Source organism: Pseudomonas sp. FFUP_PS_473 (genome assembly GCF_002858665.1).
GTDB lineage: Bacteria > Pseudomonadota > Gammaproteobacteria > Pseudomonadales > Pseudomonadaceae > Aquipseudomonas > Aquipseudomonas defluvii.
Genome location: NZ_PJQQ01000003.1, coordinates 53,704 through 69,514 on the forward strand (window position 1 = coordinate 53,704; position 15,811 = coordinate 69,514).

Annotated in this window: 15 protein-coding genes and 3 tRNA genes; 10 read left to right on the forward strand and 8 right to left on the reverse strand. The window is 58.3% G+C overall.

The genetic code is table 11. The features are described from left to right. Positions 1 to 30: 30 nt before the first annotated feature. The 5 genes from lon to CYD26_RS02815 form a co-directional block, all read right to left on the reverse strand. Positions 31 to 2,427, reverse strand: a complete 2,397-nt coding sequence (gene lon / locus CYD26_RS02795) for an endopeptidase La (RefSeq protein ID WP_102051753.1) — start codon at positions 2,425 to 2,427, stop codon at positions 31 to 33. 151 nt (positions 2,428 to 2,578) lie between these two features. After that, positions 2,579 to 3,862, reverse strand: coding sequence for an ATP-dependent Clp protease ATP-binding subunit ClpX (gene clpX, locus CYD26_RS02800; protein WP_065761178.1), 1,284 nt, complete (start codon positions 3,860 to 3,862; stop codon positions 2,579 to 2,581). Between the two features lie 105 nt (positions 3,863 to 3,967). Continuing rightward, a complete protein-coding gene (gene clpP, locus CYD26_RS02805; protein ID WP_065761177.1) occupies positions 3,968 to 4,609 on the reverse strand; it encodes an ATP-dependent Clp endopeptidase proteolytic subunit ClpP in 642 nt (213 codons plus the stop codon). 91 nt (positions 4,610 to 4,700) lie between these two features. Further along, positions 4,701 to 6,011 carry a trigger factor gene (gene tig, locus CYD26_RS02810; protein ID WP_102051754.1) on the reverse strand — a complete coding sequence of 437 codons (1,311 nt, stop codon included), beginning with the start codon at positions 6,009 to 6,011 and terminating at the stop codon, positions 4,701 to 4,703. A gap of 252 nt (positions 6,012 to 6,263) precedes the next feature. Further along, the gene (locus tag CYD26_RS02815; RefSeq protein ID WP_099775325.1) at positions 6,264 to 6,569 is read right to left on the reverse strand and encodes a DUF6388 family protein; all 306 of its coding nucleotides are present in this window, start codon (positions 6,567 to 6,569) and stop codon (positions 6,264 to 6,266) included. 319 nt (positions 6,570 to 6,888) lie between these two features. Here CYD26_RS02815 and CYD26_RS02820 point away from each other — a divergent pair, with 319 nt between their 5' ends. Further along, positions 6,889 to 7,431 carry an Hsp20/alpha crystallin family protein gene (locus tag CYD26_RS02820; RefSeq protein WP_065760262.1) on the forward strand — a complete coding sequence of 181 codons (543 nt, stop codon included), beginning with the start codon at positions 6,889 to 6,891 and terminating at the stop codon, positions 7,429 to 7,431. Between the two features lie 134 nt (positions 7,432 to 7,565). Continuing rightward, complete coding sequence (locus CYD26_RS02825) at positions 7,566 to 8,057, forward strand: BCAM0308 family protein (protein ID WP_065760227.1); 492 nt, start codon at positions 7,566 to 7,568, stop codon at positions 8,055 to 8,057. Positions 8,058 to 8,217: 160 nt separating this feature from the next. Here CYD26_RS02825 and CYD26_RS02830 read toward each other — a convergent pair. The 3 genes from CYD26_RS02830 to CYD26_RS02840 all read right to left on the reverse strand — a co-directional run bounded on the left by CYD26_RS02830 (position 8,218) and on the right by CYD26_RS02840 (position 8,550). Next, positions 8,218 to 8,302: transfer RNA gene (locus CYD26_RS02830), tRNA-Leu, on the reverse strand. A gap of 54 nt (positions 8,303 to 8,356) precedes the next feature. After that, a tRNA-His gene (locus CYD26_RS02835) sits at positions 8,357 to 8,432 on the reverse strand. 41 nt (positions 8,433 to 8,473) lie between these two features. Further along, a tRNA-Arg gene (locus CYD26_RS02840) sits at positions 8,474 to 8,550 on the reverse strand. Between the two features lie 285 nt (positions 8,551 to 8,835). On the opposite strand from CYD26_RS02840, the gene folD reads away from it, so the two are divergent. From folD to CYD26_RS02880, 8 genes are all read left to right on the forward strand, one after another. Further along, positions 8,836 to 9,690, forward strand: coding sequence for a bifunctional methylenetetrahydrofolate dehydrogenase/methenyltetrahydrofolate cyclohydrolase FolD (folD, locus tag CYD26_RS02845; RefSeq protein WP_065761832.1), 855 nt, complete (start codon positions 8,836 to 8,838; stop codon positions 9,688 to 9,690). A 223-nt stretch (positions 9,691 to 9,913) separates the two neighbouring features. Then, the gene (ctlX, locus tag CYD26_RS02850) at positions 9,914 to 10,831 is read left to right on the forward strand and encodes a citrulline utilization hydrolase CtlX (protein ID WP_065761831.1); all 918 of its coding nucleotides are present in this window, start codon (positions 9,914 to 9,916) and stop codon (positions 10,829 to 10,831) included. A gap of 24 nt (positions 10,832 to 10,855) precedes the next feature. Next, complete coding sequence (locus CYD26_RS02855) at positions 10,856 to 11,902, forward strand: ornithine cyclodeaminase (protein ID WP_102051755.1); 1,047 nt, start codon at positions 10,856 to 10,858, stop codon at positions 11,900 to 11,902. A 257-nt stretch (positions 11,903 to 12,159) separates the two neighbouring features. Further along, positions 12,160 to 12,939, forward strand: coding sequence for an ABC transporter substrate-binding protein (locus tag CYD26_RS02860; RefSeq protein WP_102051756.1), 780 nt, complete (start codon positions 12,160 to 12,162; stop codon positions 12,937 to 12,939). Between the two features lie 68 nt (positions 12,940 to 13,007). Continuing rightward, complete coding sequence (locus tag CYD26_RS02865; protein WP_102051757.1) at positions 13,008 to 13,733, forward strand: ABC transporter permease; 726 nt, start codon at positions 13,008 to 13,010, stop codon at positions 13,731 to 13,733. After that, positions 13,730 to 14,443, forward strand: a complete 714-nt coding sequence (locus CYD26_RS02870) for an ABC transporter permease (protein ID WP_102051758.1) — start codon at positions 13,730 to 13,732, stop codon at positions 14,441 to 14,443. Before CYD26_RS02865 ends, CYD26_RS02870 begins: the two co-directional genes overlap by 4 nt. Positions 14,444 to 14,446: 3 nt before the next feature. Next, positions 14,447 to 15,301, forward strand: a complete 855-nt coding sequence (locus CYD26_RS02875) for an ABC transporter ATP-binding protein (RefSeq protein ID WP_065760109.1) — start codon at positions 14,447 to 14,449, stop codon at positions 15,299 to 15,301. A gap of 11 nt (positions 15,302 to 15,312) precedes the next feature. Next, the gene (locus CYD26_RS02880; protein ID WP_102051759.1) at positions 15,313 to 15,807 is read left to right on the forward strand and encodes an Lrp/AsnC family transcriptional regulator; all 495 of its coding nucleotides are present in this window, start codon (positions 15,313 to 15,315) and stop codon (positions 15,805 to 15,807) included. Positions 15,808 to 15,811 lie beyond the last annotated feature (4 nt).

Sequence of the window (15,811 nt, forward strand, 5' to 3'; positions counted from 1 at the left end):
CGCCAACCAAGCCCCCCAACCAAATACGTATTAATGCGTGCTGATTCTTTCCTTGGAATCACCGTCGCGCTTTTCATCCTTTGCGACAATCTCGGGAGCCACATCTGGCAAGGGCTCCGGGGCGTATTGCAGCGCAATTTGGAGGACTTCGTCAATCCATTTCACGGGTTTAATCTGCAGATCCCGCTTAATATTCTCAGGAATTTCTTTCAGATCCCGCACATTCTCTTCCGGAATGATCACCGTCTTGATTCCGCCACGGTGTGCGGCCAGTAGTTTTTCCTTCAAACCACCAATCGCCAATACCTGACCACGCAGGGTAATTTCACCGGTCATTGCCACATCGGCACGCACCGGAATCTGGGTCAGTGCCGACACCAGCGCGGTGCACATACCGATACCTGCACTTGGACCGTCCTTCGGCGTGGCCCCTTCCGGCATGTGGATATGGGTGTCACGCTTCTCGTGGAAGTCTGCAGGAATACCCAGGCTGCGGGCCCGGCTACGGACGACGGTCTGTGCAGCGGTGATCGACTCAACCATGACATCGCCCAGCGAACCGGTCTTGATCAACTGGCCCTTGCCTGGCACCACAGCCGCTTCGATGGTCAGCAATTCGCCACCCACCTGAGTCCAGGCCAGCCCCGTAACCTGGCCAACCTGATCCTGCTGCTCAGCCAGACCATAACGGAACTTGCGAACGCCGAGGAAATGCTCGAGCTGATCGCCACTCACCTTGACGGCCACCTGCTTGTGCCCGGTGTGTTCCTTGACCACCTTGCGACAAACCTTGGCAATCTGACGCTCAAGGCCACGCACACCGGCTTCACGGGTGTAGTAGCGAATGATGTCGCGAATCGCCGTGGTGTCGATATCCAGTTCGCCTTTCTTCAAGCCGTTGGCCTTGATCTGCTTCGGCACCAGGTACTTGACAGCGATGTTGATCTTTTCGTCCTCGGTGTACCCCGGCAAACGGATGACTTCCATACGGTCCAGCAGGGCTGGTGGAATGTTCATCGAGTTCGAGGTGCAGAGGAACATCACGTCCGACAGGTCGTAATCGACCTCAAGGTAGTGATCGTTGAAGTTGTGGTTCTGCTCTGGATCCAGCACTTCCAGCAGCGCCGAAGCTGGGTCGCCACGCATGTCGCTGCCCATCTTGTCGATTTCATCGAGCAGGAACAGTGGGTTGCGTACACCAACCTTGGTCATTTTCTGGATCAGGCGACCCGGCATCGAGCCGATGTAGGTACGCCGGTGGCCACGAATCTCGGCCTCGTCACGCACGCCGCCCAGCGCCATGCGCACGAACTTGCGATTGGTCGCAGCCGCGATCGACTCCGCCAGGGACGTTTTACCGACACCGGGCGGGCCCACCAGGCACAACACCGGACCACGGATCTTTTTGACCCGTTTCTGTACGGCAAGGTACTCAAGGATGCGCTCCTTGACCTCTTCCAGGCCATAGTGGTCGGCATCGAGGATTTCTTCGGCCTTGGCCAGGTCCAGGCGGACCTTGCTCTGAGCTTTCCACGGTACCTGAACCAGCCAGTCCAGATAGGAGCGCACCACGGTCGCTTCAGCAGACATCGGAGACATCTGCTTGAGCTTGTTCAGCTCGGCTTGCGCCTTGGCGTAGGCATCCTTGGGCAGGCCCGCCTCGTCGATGCGCTTTTTCAGCTCTTCGACTTCGTTGTGACCTTCTTCGCTATCGCCCAGCTCTTTCTGAATGGCCTTCATCTGCTCATTCAGGTAGTACTCGCGCTGGCTGCGCTCCATTTGTTTCTTGACCCGGCCGCGGATGCGCTTCTCGACCTGCAACAGGTCGATTTCGGCATCCAGCAAGGCCAGGACATGCTCAACCCGGGCACCCAGGTCGATGATTTCGAGGATTTCCTGTTTCTGCTCGATTTTCAGCGCCATGTGTGCAGCCATGGTGTCGACCAGACGACCCGGCTCATCGATGCTGTTCAGCGACGACAGGACTTCAGCCGGGACTTTCTTGCCCAGCTGGACATATTGCTCGAACTGCGACAGCAGCGTGCGCACGAACACTTCGGATTCGCGGTCAGCGGCTCCCGACTCGTCGATCAGTGCGACTTCGGCACGGATGTGCCCGTCAACTTCGTTGAAACGCTCGACAGCACCACGCTGCTCACCCTCGACCAGCACCTTGACGGTGCCATCAGGCAGTTTCAGCAGCTGCAGAACGGTAGCGATGGTGCCCACACGATACAGGGCGTCTTCGCCTGGATCATCGTCGGCTGGATTCTTCTGGGCCAGCAGGAGGATCTGCTTCTCGCCCGTCATCGCGGCCTCGAGGGCCTCGATGGACTTCTCGCGCCCCACAAACAGCGGGATAACCATGTGCGGATAGACGACAACATCACGCAATGGCAAAAGAGGCAAGTCGAGGGTTGTCTTCATGATTTCGCCTCTACAGCGGCCTTGTGGCCGTAAAACCGATGGAATTTGAGCTTGAACCTAATGTGGGGGCAGCCCCGGAAAAAAACAAGCTCTACGACAGGAAAAGCAAAGGGGCCCGAAGGCCCCTTGCTGATTCGAGCCGGTGAAGGGCTCAGGCATCAGGTGCAGCTTTGGCTTGCGGCTCGCTGTTCTCATAGATCAACAGCGGCTGCGAAGAACCATCGATGACACTCTCGTCGATCACCACCTTGCTGACATCCTTCTGCGAAGGAATCTCGTACATGGTGTCGAGCAGGATGCCTTCGAGAATGGAACGCAGGCCACGTGCGCCGGTCTTGCGCTCCAGTGCCTTGCGGGCAACTGAACGCAGCGCGTCGTTGCGGAACTCCAGGTCCACGCCTTCCATCTCGAACAACTTGGCGTACTGCTTGGTCAGGGCGTTCTTTGGCTCGGTCAGGATCTGCATCAAGGCAGCCTCATCCAGCTCGTCGAGGGTTGCCAACACGGGCAAACGACCGACGAACTCAGGGATCAGGCCAAACTTGACCAGATCGTCCGGCTCGACTTCACGCAGCGACTCGCCAACCTTCTTGCCTTCCTGCTTGCTGCGTACTTCGGCAGTGAAGCCGATGCCGCCGCGGGTGGAACGGCTCTGGATCACTTTTTCCAGGCCAGAGAACGCACCGCCACAGATAAACAGGATGTTGCGCGTATCGACCTGCAGGAACTCCTGCTGCGGGTGCTTGCGGCCACCTTGCGGCGGAACGGAAGCGACCGTGCCTTCGATCAGCTTGAGCAGCGCTTGCTGCACGCCCTCACCCGACACATCGCGGGTAATCGACGGGTTGTCCGACTTACGCGAAATCTTGTCGATTTCGTCGATGTAGACAATACCCATCTGGGCTTTTTCGACGTCGTAGTCGCACTTTTGCAACAGCTTCTGAATGATGTTCTCGACATCCTCACCGACATAGCCCGCTTCAGTCAGCGTGGTGGCATCGGCGATGGTGAACGGCACATTCAGCAGGCGCGCCAAGGTTTCAGCGAGCAGCGTCTTGCCCGAACCAGTCGGGCCGATCAGCAGGATGTTGCTCTTGCCAAGTTCGACGTCGTCGTTTTTCTTGTCGCGTTGGTTCAGGCGCTTGTAGTGGTTGTACACCGCTACGGCCAAGACCTTTTTCGCGCGCTCCTGACCAATGACGTACTGGTCCAGGATGGCGCTGATTTCTTTCGGCGAAGGCAATTTATGCGCACTGCTCTCGGCCTGGGCTTCCTGCACCTCCTCACGGATGATGTCGTTGCACAGGTCGACGCACTCGTCGCAGATAAATACCGAGGGGCCGGCAATCAACTTGCGCACTTCATGCTGGCTTTTGCCGCAGAAGGAGCAATAGAGCAATTTGCCGTTGTCCTCGCCGTTACGGGTGTCAGTCATTCGATCGATCCAATCCGGTAGGCTTGCAACACAAGATGAAGGCAATTGCGGGCTTTTTCAAGTCCGCAGGTGGCTGGGCGGGCCCAGCACCTGCTTTTGAGTCGATCAAGCAGTCATTTGACGCTTGTCGAACACCGAGTCGATCAGGCCGTACTCGGCAGCGCGTTGAGCGCTCATGAAGTTGTCACGGTTGGTGTCACGCTCGATGGTTTCGATCGACTGACCGGTGTGGAACGCCAGCAGTTCGTTCAGACGCGAACGGATCGAAAGAATTTCCTTGGCATGGATGTCGATGTCCGACGCCTGACCCTGGAAACCACCCAGCGGCTGGTGAATCATCATCCGCGAGTTCGGCAGGCAATGACGCTTGCCCTTGGCACCACCGGCCAACAGGAACGCACCCATGCTGCAGGCCTGGCCGATGCAGATGGTGGAGACGTCTGGCTTGATGAACTGCATGGTGTCGTAGATCGACATGCCCGCAGTCACCGAACCACCCGGCGAGTTGATATAGAGATGGATATCCTTGTCCGGGTTTTCCGCTTCAAGGAACAGCATCTGCGCCGCTACCAGGTTAGCCATGTAGTCCTCTACCGGGCCAACCAGGAAGATGATCCGCTCCTTCAAGAGGCGCGAATAAATATCGTAGGCACGTTCGCCACGAGCGGATTGCTCGATAACCATCGGGACCAGGCCGCCTGCGGCCTGGATGTCAGAGCTCTGCTGATAATAAGAATTGCGGGACATGTCCTGCACTCACTCCCAAATAGTCATGTCTTGAATACGCATAAGCCAGCACGAAGGCTGGCTTATGGTGTTTTCCTACGAGAGAAGGAAATCAGTCGGCAGTTGGTGCTTGCGCCGGCTTGACAGCTTCTTCGTAAGAGACCGATTTATCGGTCACAGTCGCTTTCTGCAGAACAGTATCCACAACTTGTTCTTCCAGCACAACCGAACGGACTTCGTTCAGTTGCTGGTCGTTCTTGTAGTACCACGCCACGACTTGCTCAGGCTCCTGGTAGGCCGAAGCCATTTCCTGGATCAGCTCACGTACGCGGTCTTCGTCCGGCTTCAGCTCGTTCTGCTTGACCACTTCGGCGACGATCAGGCCCAGCACGACGCGACGCTTGGCTTGCTCTTCGAACAGCTCAGCAGGCAGTTGCTCTGGCTTGATGTTGCCACCGAACTGTTGAACGGCTTGAACGCGCAGGCGGTTCACTTCGTTTTCCAGCAGGGCCTTTGGTACTTCGATCGGGTTGGCAGCCAGCAGGCCGTCCATTACCTGATTCTTGACCTTGGTCTTGATCGCCTGACGCAGTTCACGCTCCATGTTCTTGCGAACTTCGGCGCGGAAACCATCGACACCGGCTTCCTTGATACCGAACTGGGCGAAGAACTCTTCGGTCAGCTCAGGCAGCTTGGGCTCGGAAACGCTGTTGACGGTAACGGTGAACTCGGCAGCCTTGCTGGCCAGATCCAGGTTCTGGTAGTTCTCAGGGAAGGTCAGGTTCAGAACGCGCTCTTCACCGGCCTTGGCACCGACCAGACCTTCTTCGAAGCCTGGGATCATGCGACCGGAACCCAGCACCAGCTGAGTGCCCTTGGCCGAACCGCCGGCGAAGGCTTCGCCATCGATCTTGCCAACGAAATCAATGTTCAGTTGGTCTTCGTTCTGAGCAGCACGCTCTGCCACTTCGTAACGGACGTTCTGCTTGCGCAGTACTTCCAGCATGTTGTCCAGGTCGGCGTCAGCCACTTCGGCGCTCAGGCGCTCAACGGCGATCGACTCGAAACCGGCAACGGCGAACTCAGGGAATACTTCGAAGGTGGCAACGTATTCCAGGTCCTTGCCCTTTTCGAACACTTTTGGCTCGACGGCAGGGGCGCCAGCAGGGTTCAGCTTCTGCTCAACCACAGCTTCATAGAACGTGGCCTGGATCAGGTCGCCCAGGGCTTCCTGACGTGCTGCGTCTTCGTAACGCTGACGAATCACGCTCATAGGCACTTTGCCAGGACGGAAGCCTGGGACCTTGGCGCGACGGGCAGTCTGTTGCAGACGCTTGTTGACTTCGGTCTCGATGCGCTCGGCCGGAACGCCGATGGTCATGCGGCGCTCGAGAGCGGAAGTATTTTCAACAGAAACTTGCATGGATATTCCTCGTTGCACAGACGTTAGCCGGCGATACCCGACTCCAGAATCAAGGGCAAGCATTCTAGTAGCTCAAACACCAGAAGTCACCCCGTTCAAGACGACGGGAAACCACACCGGTCCTTTTATATGAAGGGGTATCGGCCAAAATGGCCAGACACCCGCAAACCAAGGCGCGCCGGGCACTACGAAACGGTGCTCGATTTTGCCCACACCCTCGGCAAATCTTTTCAAAACACTACACGACGCTCATCACGGCGCAGTTTCATCGAGCTCATTAAGCCCGCAGTACTCTTCCCAGCTCATGCCCAATGCCTCGGCCACTTCACGATGCACTTCCAGGCGCATGGCCTGCAGCTCCTCGGGAGATGCTGCAATCAGCTGCAGCGCCAGTTCCCAGGGCTGGAGCCCCTGCGTCTCGGCTTCATCTTCGAACGCCCACTGGATCTGTTGCGCCTGATCATGCTCGCTAAGCTGGGCAATTTCAGCCAGCAACTGCGGATTGGCCTCGGCGAAACGCTCCAGGGCAACCGCCTGGCGGAACTCTTTTGCGATCATATAGCTCTTCCTTCCTGCAGCCGACAGCTCGACCACTACCTCAACCGCCTGAAATCTATCAGCTTTCAGGCCATTGTCACCACCCGTGCGCACGCTGAACACCTTGACGCCACGGGTCTTTGCAACGCCGACGATCAGATAGTGCTCATCTGATCCAGATCAAACCCGGCCAGGCCTTTTGCGATTCAATTGAAACCTGAGCATCAAGACAGCCCCTCGCACACCAACCCCAGTGCCTGGCTCGCGCCCATATTCCGGGCAAATCACCGCGCAAACAAAGACAACAACTGTCGAAAATCACTGTAAAGGAGATATGAAAATGGCTAACTCCGTAAAAAAAATGCCGGTCCAGCAAGAAGAAAAACCCGGCCAGCACTTGGCCACCTCAGATATGTGGCGCCCCTTCGAAAAACTCCGTCAGCAGGTTGATCACCTGTTCGAGGATTTCAACCGAGGCTCGCTTTCCACCCCATTCGGCCGAGGCCTGTTTGACGCCGAACCCTTCTGGCGCAGGGAACTGATCAGCCGCAATGTACCCGCCGTGGACATTTCCGATAAAGAAAAAAGCTACGAAATCACGGCCGAACTTCCCGGCATGGATGAAAAAAACATCGAGGTCAAACTGTCCAATGGCAGCCTGATCATCAAAGGCGAAAAGAAAGAAGACAAGGAAGAGAAAAGAAAGGGCTACTACCTCTCCGAGCGCCACTATGGCTCGTTTGAACGGGTATTCAACCTGCCCAAAGAGGTCGACGCCGACAAAATCGAAGCCAGCTTCAGTAAAGGCATATTGACCATATCGCTACCGAAAAAGCCTGAAGCCATCAAGCCAGAAAAGGTCGTGCCCATTAAAAGCAGCTGATGCTGCACCCTTGCCCCTTGTCGCGCCCACGGCAAGGGGCGTCTGGGAAAATGCCACAGACCCTAACAGGGCAACCACCTCGATTCTTGATGCGTCACCGACCGCTGCACCTCAGTACGCATCGGAGAGCAGCAATGGACAAATACCAGCACAGCCAGAAAGACAAGCTGTTCAAAACAGACAAAACAGATCCATACCTGGAAGCGCACCGACCTGGTGGCTCAGCGCAATGTCCGGAATGTGGCGCCAAATACCATGCAGGTCAGTGGTCATGGCATGCTGATGCGTCCCACGTTTCAGTCGAAAATTTTGTCTGCCCGGCCTGCAGGCGTATCGCCGATCGCGCAGTAGCGGGCCAAGTGCGGCTGGCAGGAGCATTTCTGCAAAAGCACCGCGAGGAACTTGTTCATCTTGTCCGCAATACAGAAGCGAGGGAAAAGGCCGAGCACGCCTTGGAACGACTGATTGATGTAACAGAGGATGGCGATGAGGTTCTGGTTACCACGACCGGCCTGCACCTGGCCAATCGCATCGGCCACGACCTGGAAGCTGCTTATGACGGAGACACCAGTTATCGTTACAGCGACAGCGAGTTCTACCTCAGCGTGGACTGGCGTCGAGACTGATTCGGCACAGATCAAACCCAGAAGTAAAAATCAGCAGCCAGAAACAACAAAGGGCAGCCACATGGGCTGCCCTTTTCGCCTGTTCATTCCTAAAGTGTTCCCAAAACGCTCCCATTTGAAGGGGAATTTTGAAAAACGCCTTTAAAAACAAACGCTTAGATGGTGCGGACGAAGAGACTCGAACTCTTACAGCTTGCGCCGCTGGAACCTAAATCCAGTGTGTCTACCAATTTCACCACGTCCGCGTAAAGCGTTTAAAGCAAAGGCGCCGGACTATTCATCGGGCGCCTTTTAGAATATGGGGTGGACGATGGGGATCGAACCCACGACAACAGGAGTCACAATCCTGTGCTCTACCAACTGAGCTACGCCCACCATATTACGTTACTGCTTCACTTGTGCCAAAGCTGCCTTAATGGCGCACCCGGCAGGACTCGAACCTGCGACCATCCGCTTAGAAGGCGGATGCTCTATCCAGCTGAGCTACGGGCGCATATTTAATCTGCTTTCGTTTAAGATTACAAACTAACTTTTCAGTCCCGCCAAACGAGCTTAAAATCCGCTCATTCTGCCTGACCTTGCTAACCAGTGCTAGGCTCTGCCCGACAAGTGCGACGAATGTTATAGACGAGTGGCAGGGTCGTCAACTCTTTTTTGAAAAAAATTCATTTTATTTAAGGGCTTAGAGCATTTGCCAGACCAAGCGCCTTTGCCCTAGGGCTGTGTCATGCGAGAATGCGCGCTCATTTTATTCCCTCTCGATGGTTAATCACGCGTCATGACTGCACAACTTATCGACGGCAAGGCGATCGCCGCCAACCTGCGCCAGCAGATCGCCCAACGTGTCGCGGAGCGCCGCCAGCAAGGCCTGCGCACTCCTGGCCTGGCAGTGATCCTGGTCGGCAACGACCCCGCCTCTCAAGTCTATGTTTCGCACAAGCGCAAGGATTGCGAAGAGGTCGGCTTTATCTCCCAGGCCTTTGACCTGCCCAGCGATACCACGCAGCAAGCCCTGACCGACCTGATCGATCGCCTTAATAACGACGCGAACATCGACGGCATCCTGCTGCAGTTGCCGCTTCCGGCACACCTGGATGCATCGCTGCTGCTTGAGCGCATCCGCCCAGACAAAGACGTCGACGGCTTCCATCCTTATAACGTCGGTCGCCTGGCTCAGCGCATTCCCCTGCTGCGCCCTTGCACGCCGAAAGGCATCATGACCCTGCTGCAGAGCACCGGTCAGGACCTGTACGGCATGAATGCCGTAGTGGTGGGGGCTTCGAACATCGTTGGCCGCCCAATGGCCATGGAGCTGCTGCTGGCAGGCTGCACCGTGACCGTCACCCACCGTTTCACCAAGGACCTGGCAGGCCACGTCGGCCGTGCCGACCTGGTAGTGGTTGCCGCCGGCAAGCCAGGCCTGGTCAAGGGTGAGTGGATCAAGGAAGGCGCGATCGTCATCGACGTCGGCATCAACCGCCAGGAAGATGGCAAGCTGGTCGGCGATGTGGTTTATGAAACCGCCCTGCCACGCGCAGGCTGGATCACGCCGGTTCCAGGTGGTGTAGGCCCGATGACCCGTGCCTGCCTGCTGGAGAACACCTTGTATGCGGCAGAAACGCTGCACAAATAAGGCATCAGGCAACTGAACGTACGGCACCTGCGAAGGTGCCGTTTTTGTTGGCACCCGAAAAACCTGATCGCCCTTCCCCCCCTCGACGCCCTCACCACAGCCGATTCCGCTGCACCGCGACCGCATTCAGCTTTCCCGGCTGAGCACCACACCGGCTTCAGCCGGGATTTACACGGCATCCCACGGACAATAGGCACATAGCCAACCCTGGATGCGTGCCTCGATGCAAACCACCAATACCGTCTTGATGATCCGCCCGGCGCGGTTCGCCTTCAACCCGGACACGGCCTTCAACAACCGCTTTCAGCAACCCTTTCTCGCCCCCGAACAGGCACAGCAGAAAGCGCTGGAAGAGTTCGATGGCTACGTCGACACCCTGCGCCAGCACGGCGTAGAAGTACTGGTCGTGCAGGACACCCCTGCCCCTCACACCCCGGACTCGATCTTCCCCAACAATTGGTGGAGCAGCCACGCGGACGGCAGCCTGGTGCTGTATCCGATGGAAGGCCAGAACCGTCGCTTGGAGCGCAACAAAGGCGTACTGCGCGTTCTGGAAGAGCGCTTTGCAATTAACACCACCGTCGACCTGAGCCCGCTGGAGCAGCAAAGCATGTTCCTCGAAGGCACCGGCAGCATGGTGCTGGACCGCGAGCACCGGATCAGCTACGCCTGCCACTCCGGGCGCACCCACAGCGAAGCGCTGCGCCAGTTCGCCGAACAACTTGATTACCGCCTCTGCGTGTTCCATGCCGTCGACCGGCACCACGCGCCGATCTACCACAGCAACGTGATGATGAGCGTTGGCACTGAGCTCTCGGTGGTGTGCCTGCAAGCCCTGCCCGATGCGAGCGAGCGGCAGGCACTGGAGCGCTCCCTGCGCGACACTGGCAAAGACATCCTGGCACTGGACTTCGACCAGCTTGAAGGCTTCGCCGGCAACATGCTCGAAGTCCACGACAAGCAAGGCCAGCCGCTGCTGGTGATGTCGCGTAGCGCCTGGGCTTCGCTGAAGCCCGACCAACGCGAACAGGTCGAACAGCACAGCCGCCCGGTGGTGGTGAACATCGACAACATCGAACGCATTGGCGGTGGCAGCGCCCGCTGCATGCTCGCCGAAGTCCACCTGCCCGTGCGCAACTAAACTGATTATAAGAAGGAGAACAGCATGACCCGTTATCTGGATGTCACCGACCTGAGCCACTTGGTCACTCGTAAGGGTTTGAGCACCTGCCTGCGCGAGATGGCCGAGTACATCCGCCAGGACTACCTGCGCTGGCACGACTTTGAAAAGTGCGCGCGCCTGGCCAACCATTCGCCCGATGGTGTCATCGAATTGATGCCGGTATCCGATGCGAACCTGTATGCCTTCAAGTACGTCAATGGCCACCCCAAGAACACCCAGCGCGGCATGCTCACCGTCATGGCGTTTGGCGCGCTTGGCGATGTCGATACGGGCGCCCCGGTACTGCTGAGCGAGATGACCCTGACGACCGCCCTGCGAACCGCCGCAACCTCGGCCCTGGCCGCACGCTACCTGGCGCGCCCGGGCAGCCGCAGCATGGCGCTGATCGGCAACGGCTCGCAGAGTGAATTTCAAGCCTTGGCATTCCATGCCCTGCTGGGCATCGAAGAGATCCGTCTGTACGACATCGATCCGCAGGCGACCGCCAAGCTGATCGCCAACCTCAGCACCTTCCCGGCACTGAAACTGATTCAGGCCAGCTCTGTGGCCGACGCCGTTCGCGGCGCCGATATCATCACCACAGTCACCGCCGACAAGGCCTACGCCACCATCCTCACCCCGGAGATGATCGAGCCAGGCATGCACCTCAATGCTGTCGGTGGCGACTGCCCAGGCAAGACTGAGCTGCACCGCGACATCGTCGAAAACGCCCGGGTGATTGTTGAGTACGAGCCACAAAGCCGTATCGAAGGCGAGATCCAGCAGATGCCGGCCGACTCACCGACCACCGAGTTCTGGCAAGTCGTGAATGGCCAGGCAGCAGGCCGCGAAAATGACACCCAGGTCACCCTGTTCGACTCCGTCGGATTTGCCCTGGAGGACTATTCGGCCCTGCGCTATGTACTGGACGAGGCCACAGCACTCGGGATAGGCCGCCAGATCGAGCTGGTGCCCGAACTCAGCAACCCGAAAGACCTCTTCGCCCTGCTGCGTAACCCTGCCGAAACCCTGGCAAAAAAACGCGCCTGAATCCGCCAAACCTGCTGCGCCCAGGCGCGGCAGGTCGGAAACGGCTGTGCAAAAGCCAAAACAGGCAACACCACAGCCGAATCGGCTGCATGGCAATCGTTAACAGCAAATTACGGTCGCCATGGCCGACTGAAACGACACAAAAAAAAACCGCTCATCGCGCATTCTGAGGCCAGACCGAAGAGTCACTTCAAGACCAAGACAGCCTCACGATTTTTTACTGCCCTAAATCAATTACAAAACCAAGGGATACCCTCATGACTTCGTTTCGAAAGCCCCTTAGCGTGTTGCTCCTTGCGCTGTGCGCAAGCGCGGTTCAGGCTCAAGAATGGAAAGAAATCCGTTTTGGTGTCTACCCTGAGTACCCGCCGTTTGAATCGGTAGCGGCCGACGGCAGCCTGCAAGGCTTCGACATTGAACTGGGCAATGCCATTTGCGCCAAGCTGCAGGTCAAGTGCACCTGGGTCAACAACGAGTTCGATGGCATGATTCCGGCACTGCGTGCGCGCAAGTTCGACGCGATCATGTCCTCCATGGCCGTGACCCCGGCACGGCAGAAGCAGATCGACTTCACTGACCGCCTGTTCCTCAGCCCGACATCCGTGATCACCCGCAAAGGTGCTGATTTCGGCGACACACCGGAATCGCTCAAGGGCAAGCAGGTCGGCGTGCTGCAAGGCTCTCTGCAAGAGGCCTACGCCCGCGCCAAGCTGGCGCCGCTGGGCGCACAGGTCAAGGCCTACCAGGCCCAGGACCAGAACTATGCCGACCTGATGAACGGCCGACTCGACGCCACCCTGACCGACAAGCTGGAAGCCCAACTGAACTTCCTGGCCAAACCCGAAGGTGCCGACTTCAAGACCGGCCCGGCCATCAAGGACCCCACCTTGCCGCTGGACATCGCCATGGGCTTGCGCAAGAACGATAGCGAACTGAAGGCTTTGCTGAACAAAGGCATCGCTGAGGTCCTTGCCGATGGGACCTTCGTCGAAATCCAGAAAAAGTACGTCGGCGACCTGGATATCTACAACGAGTAAATCTGTCTGCGGCCAGCCATCCTGCTGGCCGCAGCGGTCTCCACTCCAGCTTCTGACGAGACTCTCCCGTGAATGACTTCCTCCACTCAATCGGCCTGCAGGCCCTGAGCCTGCAGGGCTTTGGCCCGCTGTTGGCGCAAGGGACCTGGATGACCCTGAAACTGGCGCTGCTGTCGCTGACATTAAGCCTGAGCCTGGGCCTGATCGGCGCCTGCGCCAAGTGCTCACCGCTACGCTTGCTGCGCGCTCCGGCCACACTTTACACCACGCTGATACGCAGCGTGCCGGACCTGGTACTGATCCTGCTGATCTTCTACACCCTGCAATTGTGGCTCAACGATTTCACCGAAATGCTGGGCTGGAATTACGTCGAAATCGACCCGTTCATGGCCGGTGTGATCACCCTGGGTTTCATCTACGGTGCCTACTTCACCGAGAACTTTCGCGGTGCCATTCTCAGCGTACCGGCGGGCCAGCTTGAGGCTGCTACCGCCTACGGCCTGAGCCGCGCCCAGCGTTTTCGCCTGGTGCTGTTCCCACAGCTGATGCGCTTCGCCCTGCCAGGGCTGGGCAACAACTGGCTGGTACTGCTCAAGTCCACGGCACTGGTCTCGATCATCGGCCTGGCCGATCTGGTCAAAGCCGCGCAGAACGCCGGCAAGACCACCAATAACACCCTGTATTTCCTGATCCTCGCCGCACTGGTCTACCTGGTGATCACAACCCTTTCAAACCGGCTATTTAAACGCCTGGAACGGCGCTACAACACGGGCATCAAGGGGCTGGCATCATGATCGAACTGCTTGAGCAATATGGCCTGGCCTACCTCTACAGTGATGGCGCCGGTTTTTCCGGGCTGGCGATGACCCTGTGGTTGTTTATCGTGACGACCGTCCTGGGTTTCCTGCTGTCGCTGCCCTTGGCCCTGGCCAGGGTTTCACGCCAGCGCTGGCTGCGCTGGCCCGTGGAGTTCTACACCTATGTCTTTCGCGGCACACCGCTCTACATCCAACTGCTGATTTGCTACACCGGCTTGTACGGGTTGGAGGTCGTACGCGACAACGCCTTGCTCGACGCGTTCTTCCGCAACGCACTGAACTGCACCCTGCTGGCCTTCGTCCTCAATACCTGCGCCTACACCGTGGAGATCTTCGCCGGGGCGATTCGCAATATCCCCCACGGCGAAATTGAAGCGGCCCAGGCCTATGGTCTGTATGGCTGGCGCCTGAACCTGTTCGTGATTCTGCCAGCCGCCCTGCGCCGTGCGCTGCCGGCCTACAGCAACGAACTGATCCTGATGCTGCACGCCACCTCCCTGGCCTTCACCGCAACCATCGCCGACATCCTCAAGGTCGCGCGCGACGCCAATGCCGCGACCTTCCTGACCTTCCAGGCCTTTGGTGTCGCGGCCCTGCTGTACATGCTGCTGTCCTTCGTGCTGGTCGGGCTGTTCCGCCTGGCCGAACGCCGCTGGATGCGTTTTCTTGTTCCTGTCCGAGGCTAAACCATGACCCTTTCTGCACACGCCTTGTCGTCCCATCACGAGCCACTGACTGAGCCACTTACGACAGCACGCCAGGCCAACGTCGCCCAGACAGCGGCGGTCAAACTGACCGTCGAAGACCTGCACAAACACTACGGCGATCATCAGGTACTCAAAGGCGTCTCGCTGCAAGCGCGCAAAGGCGATGTCATCAGCCTGATTGGTGCCAGCGGCTCGGGCAAAAGTACAATGCTGCGCTGCATCAACTTCCTTGAACAACCCGACGCGGGCGCGATTACCCTCGATGGCCAAACCATCGAGATGCGCCAGGGTCGCGCGGGCGTGCGCGCACCGCACCCTGCCCAATTGCAGAACCTGCGTACACGCCTGGCCATGGTGTTCCAGCACTTCAACCTGTGGAGCCACATGACTGTGCTGGAGAACATTTGCCTGGCCCCTCGCCGTGTGCTTGGTGTCAGCGCACAGGACGCAGAAGCCCGCGCTCGCGCCTACCTGGACAAGGTCGGGCTGCCATCGCGCGCAGCCGATCAGTACCCGGCGTTCCTCTCCGGTGGACAACAACAGCGGGTTGCCATCGCCCGCGCACTGGCCATGGAGCCGGAAATCATCCTCTTCGATGAACCCACCTCGGCGCTAGACCCAGAGCTGGTGGGCGAGGTGCTCAAAGTCATACAGACGCTGGCCGAGGAAGGTCGTACCATGCTCATGGTCACCCACGAAATGGGCTTTGCCCGGAAGGTGTCCAGCCAGGTGTTGTTCTTGCATCAGGGCCGGGTCGAGGAACAAGGCAGCGCCGCGATACTCGACCACCCGCAGAGCGAGCGCCTGCAGCAATTTCTATCCAACCGTTTGAAGTGAAGCAGACCCGCATGGAAAACAAGGCCAACAGCCCCCACTGCGCGCCCCCTCTGGACCGGATCGATGAAGCCATCATTGATGTACTGCGCCATAACGGGCGGATCACCTATGAGAAGCTTTCATCACTGGTGCATCTGACGCCCCGCCCGTGCCTTGAGCGGGTGCGCAAGCTGGAAAGACGCGGCGTGATTCGAGGCTACGGCGCGATCATCGACGTGCAGATGGTTTCGCCGGGGCTGTCGCTGCTGGTGCTGGTTGCCCTCTCCAACCAGAGCGGGCGCGCAGCGCAACGCGCGTTTGAGGCCTGCATTCGGGCCTGCCCACAGGTTTTTGAATGCCAGCTGATCAGCGGCCACTTCGATTACAGCCTGCGCATGCGCTGCCGGGACATGGAGCACTACCGGGTGCTGACCGAGACCTGGATGAACAACGACGAACTGCACATCGACAAATTGGTCGCGCACCCAGAGCTGGCCGTGGTGAAAAACACCGCAACCCAACTCTAGGCAC

Excerpts from the sequence above, each read along its gene's own strand:
- lon (WP_102051753.1), bottom strand. The coding sequence starts at position 2,427 with ATGAAGACAACCCTCGACTTGCCTCTTTTGCCATTGCGTGATGTTGTC.
- clpX (WP_065761178.1), bottom strand. The coding sequence starts at position 3,862 with ATGACTGACACCCGTAACGGCGAGGACAACGGCAAATTGCTCTATTGC.
- clpP (WP_065761177.1), bottom strand. The coding sequence starts at position 4,609 with ATGTCCCGCAATTCTTATTATCAGCAGAGCTCTGACATCCAGGCCGCA.
- tig (WP_102051754.1), bottom strand. The coding sequence starts at position 6,011 with ATGCAAGTTTCTGTTGAAAATACTTCCGCTCTCGAGCGCCGCATGACC.
- CYD26_RS02815 (WP_099775325.1), bottom strand. The coding sequence starts at position 6,569 with ATGATCGCAAAAGAGTTCCGCCAGGCGGTTGCCCTGGAGCGTTTCGCC.
- CYD26_RS02820 (WP_065760262.1), top strand. The coding sequence starts at position 6,889 with ATGGCTAACTCCGTAAAAAAAATGCCGGTCCAGCAAGAAGAAAAACCC.
- CYD26_RS02825 (WP_065760227.1), top strand. The coding sequence starts at position 7,566 with ATGGACAAATACCAGCACAGCCAGAAAGACAAGCTGTTCAAAACAGAC.
- folD (WP_065761832.1), top strand. The coding sequence starts at position 8,836 with ATGACTGCACAACTTATCGACGGCAAGGCGATCGCCGCCAACCTGCGC.
- ctlX (WP_065761831.1), top strand. The coding sequence starts at position 9,914 with ATGCAAACCACCAATACCGTCTTGATGATCCGCCCGGCGCGGTTCGCC.
- CYD26_RS02855 (WP_102051755.1), top strand. The coding sequence starts at position 10,856 with ATGACCCGTTATCTGGATGTCACCGACCTGAGCCACTTGGTCACTCGT.
- CYD26_RS02860 (WP_102051756.1), top strand. The coding sequence starts at position 12,160 with ATGACTTCGTTTCGAAAGCCCCTTAGCGTGTTGCTCCTTGCGCTGTGC.
- CYD26_RS02870 (WP_102051758.1), top strand. The coding sequence starts at position 13,730 with ATGATCGAACTGCTTGAGCAATATGGCCTGGCCTACCTCTACAGTGAT.
- CYD26_RS02875 (WP_065760109.1), top strand. The coding sequence starts at position 14,447 with ATGACCCTTTCTGCACACGCCTTGTCGTCCCATCACGAGCCACTGACT.
- CYD26_RS02880 (WP_102051759.1), top strand. The coding sequence starts at position 15,313 with ATGGAAAACAAGGCCAACAGCCCCCACTGCGCGCCCCCTCTGGACCGG.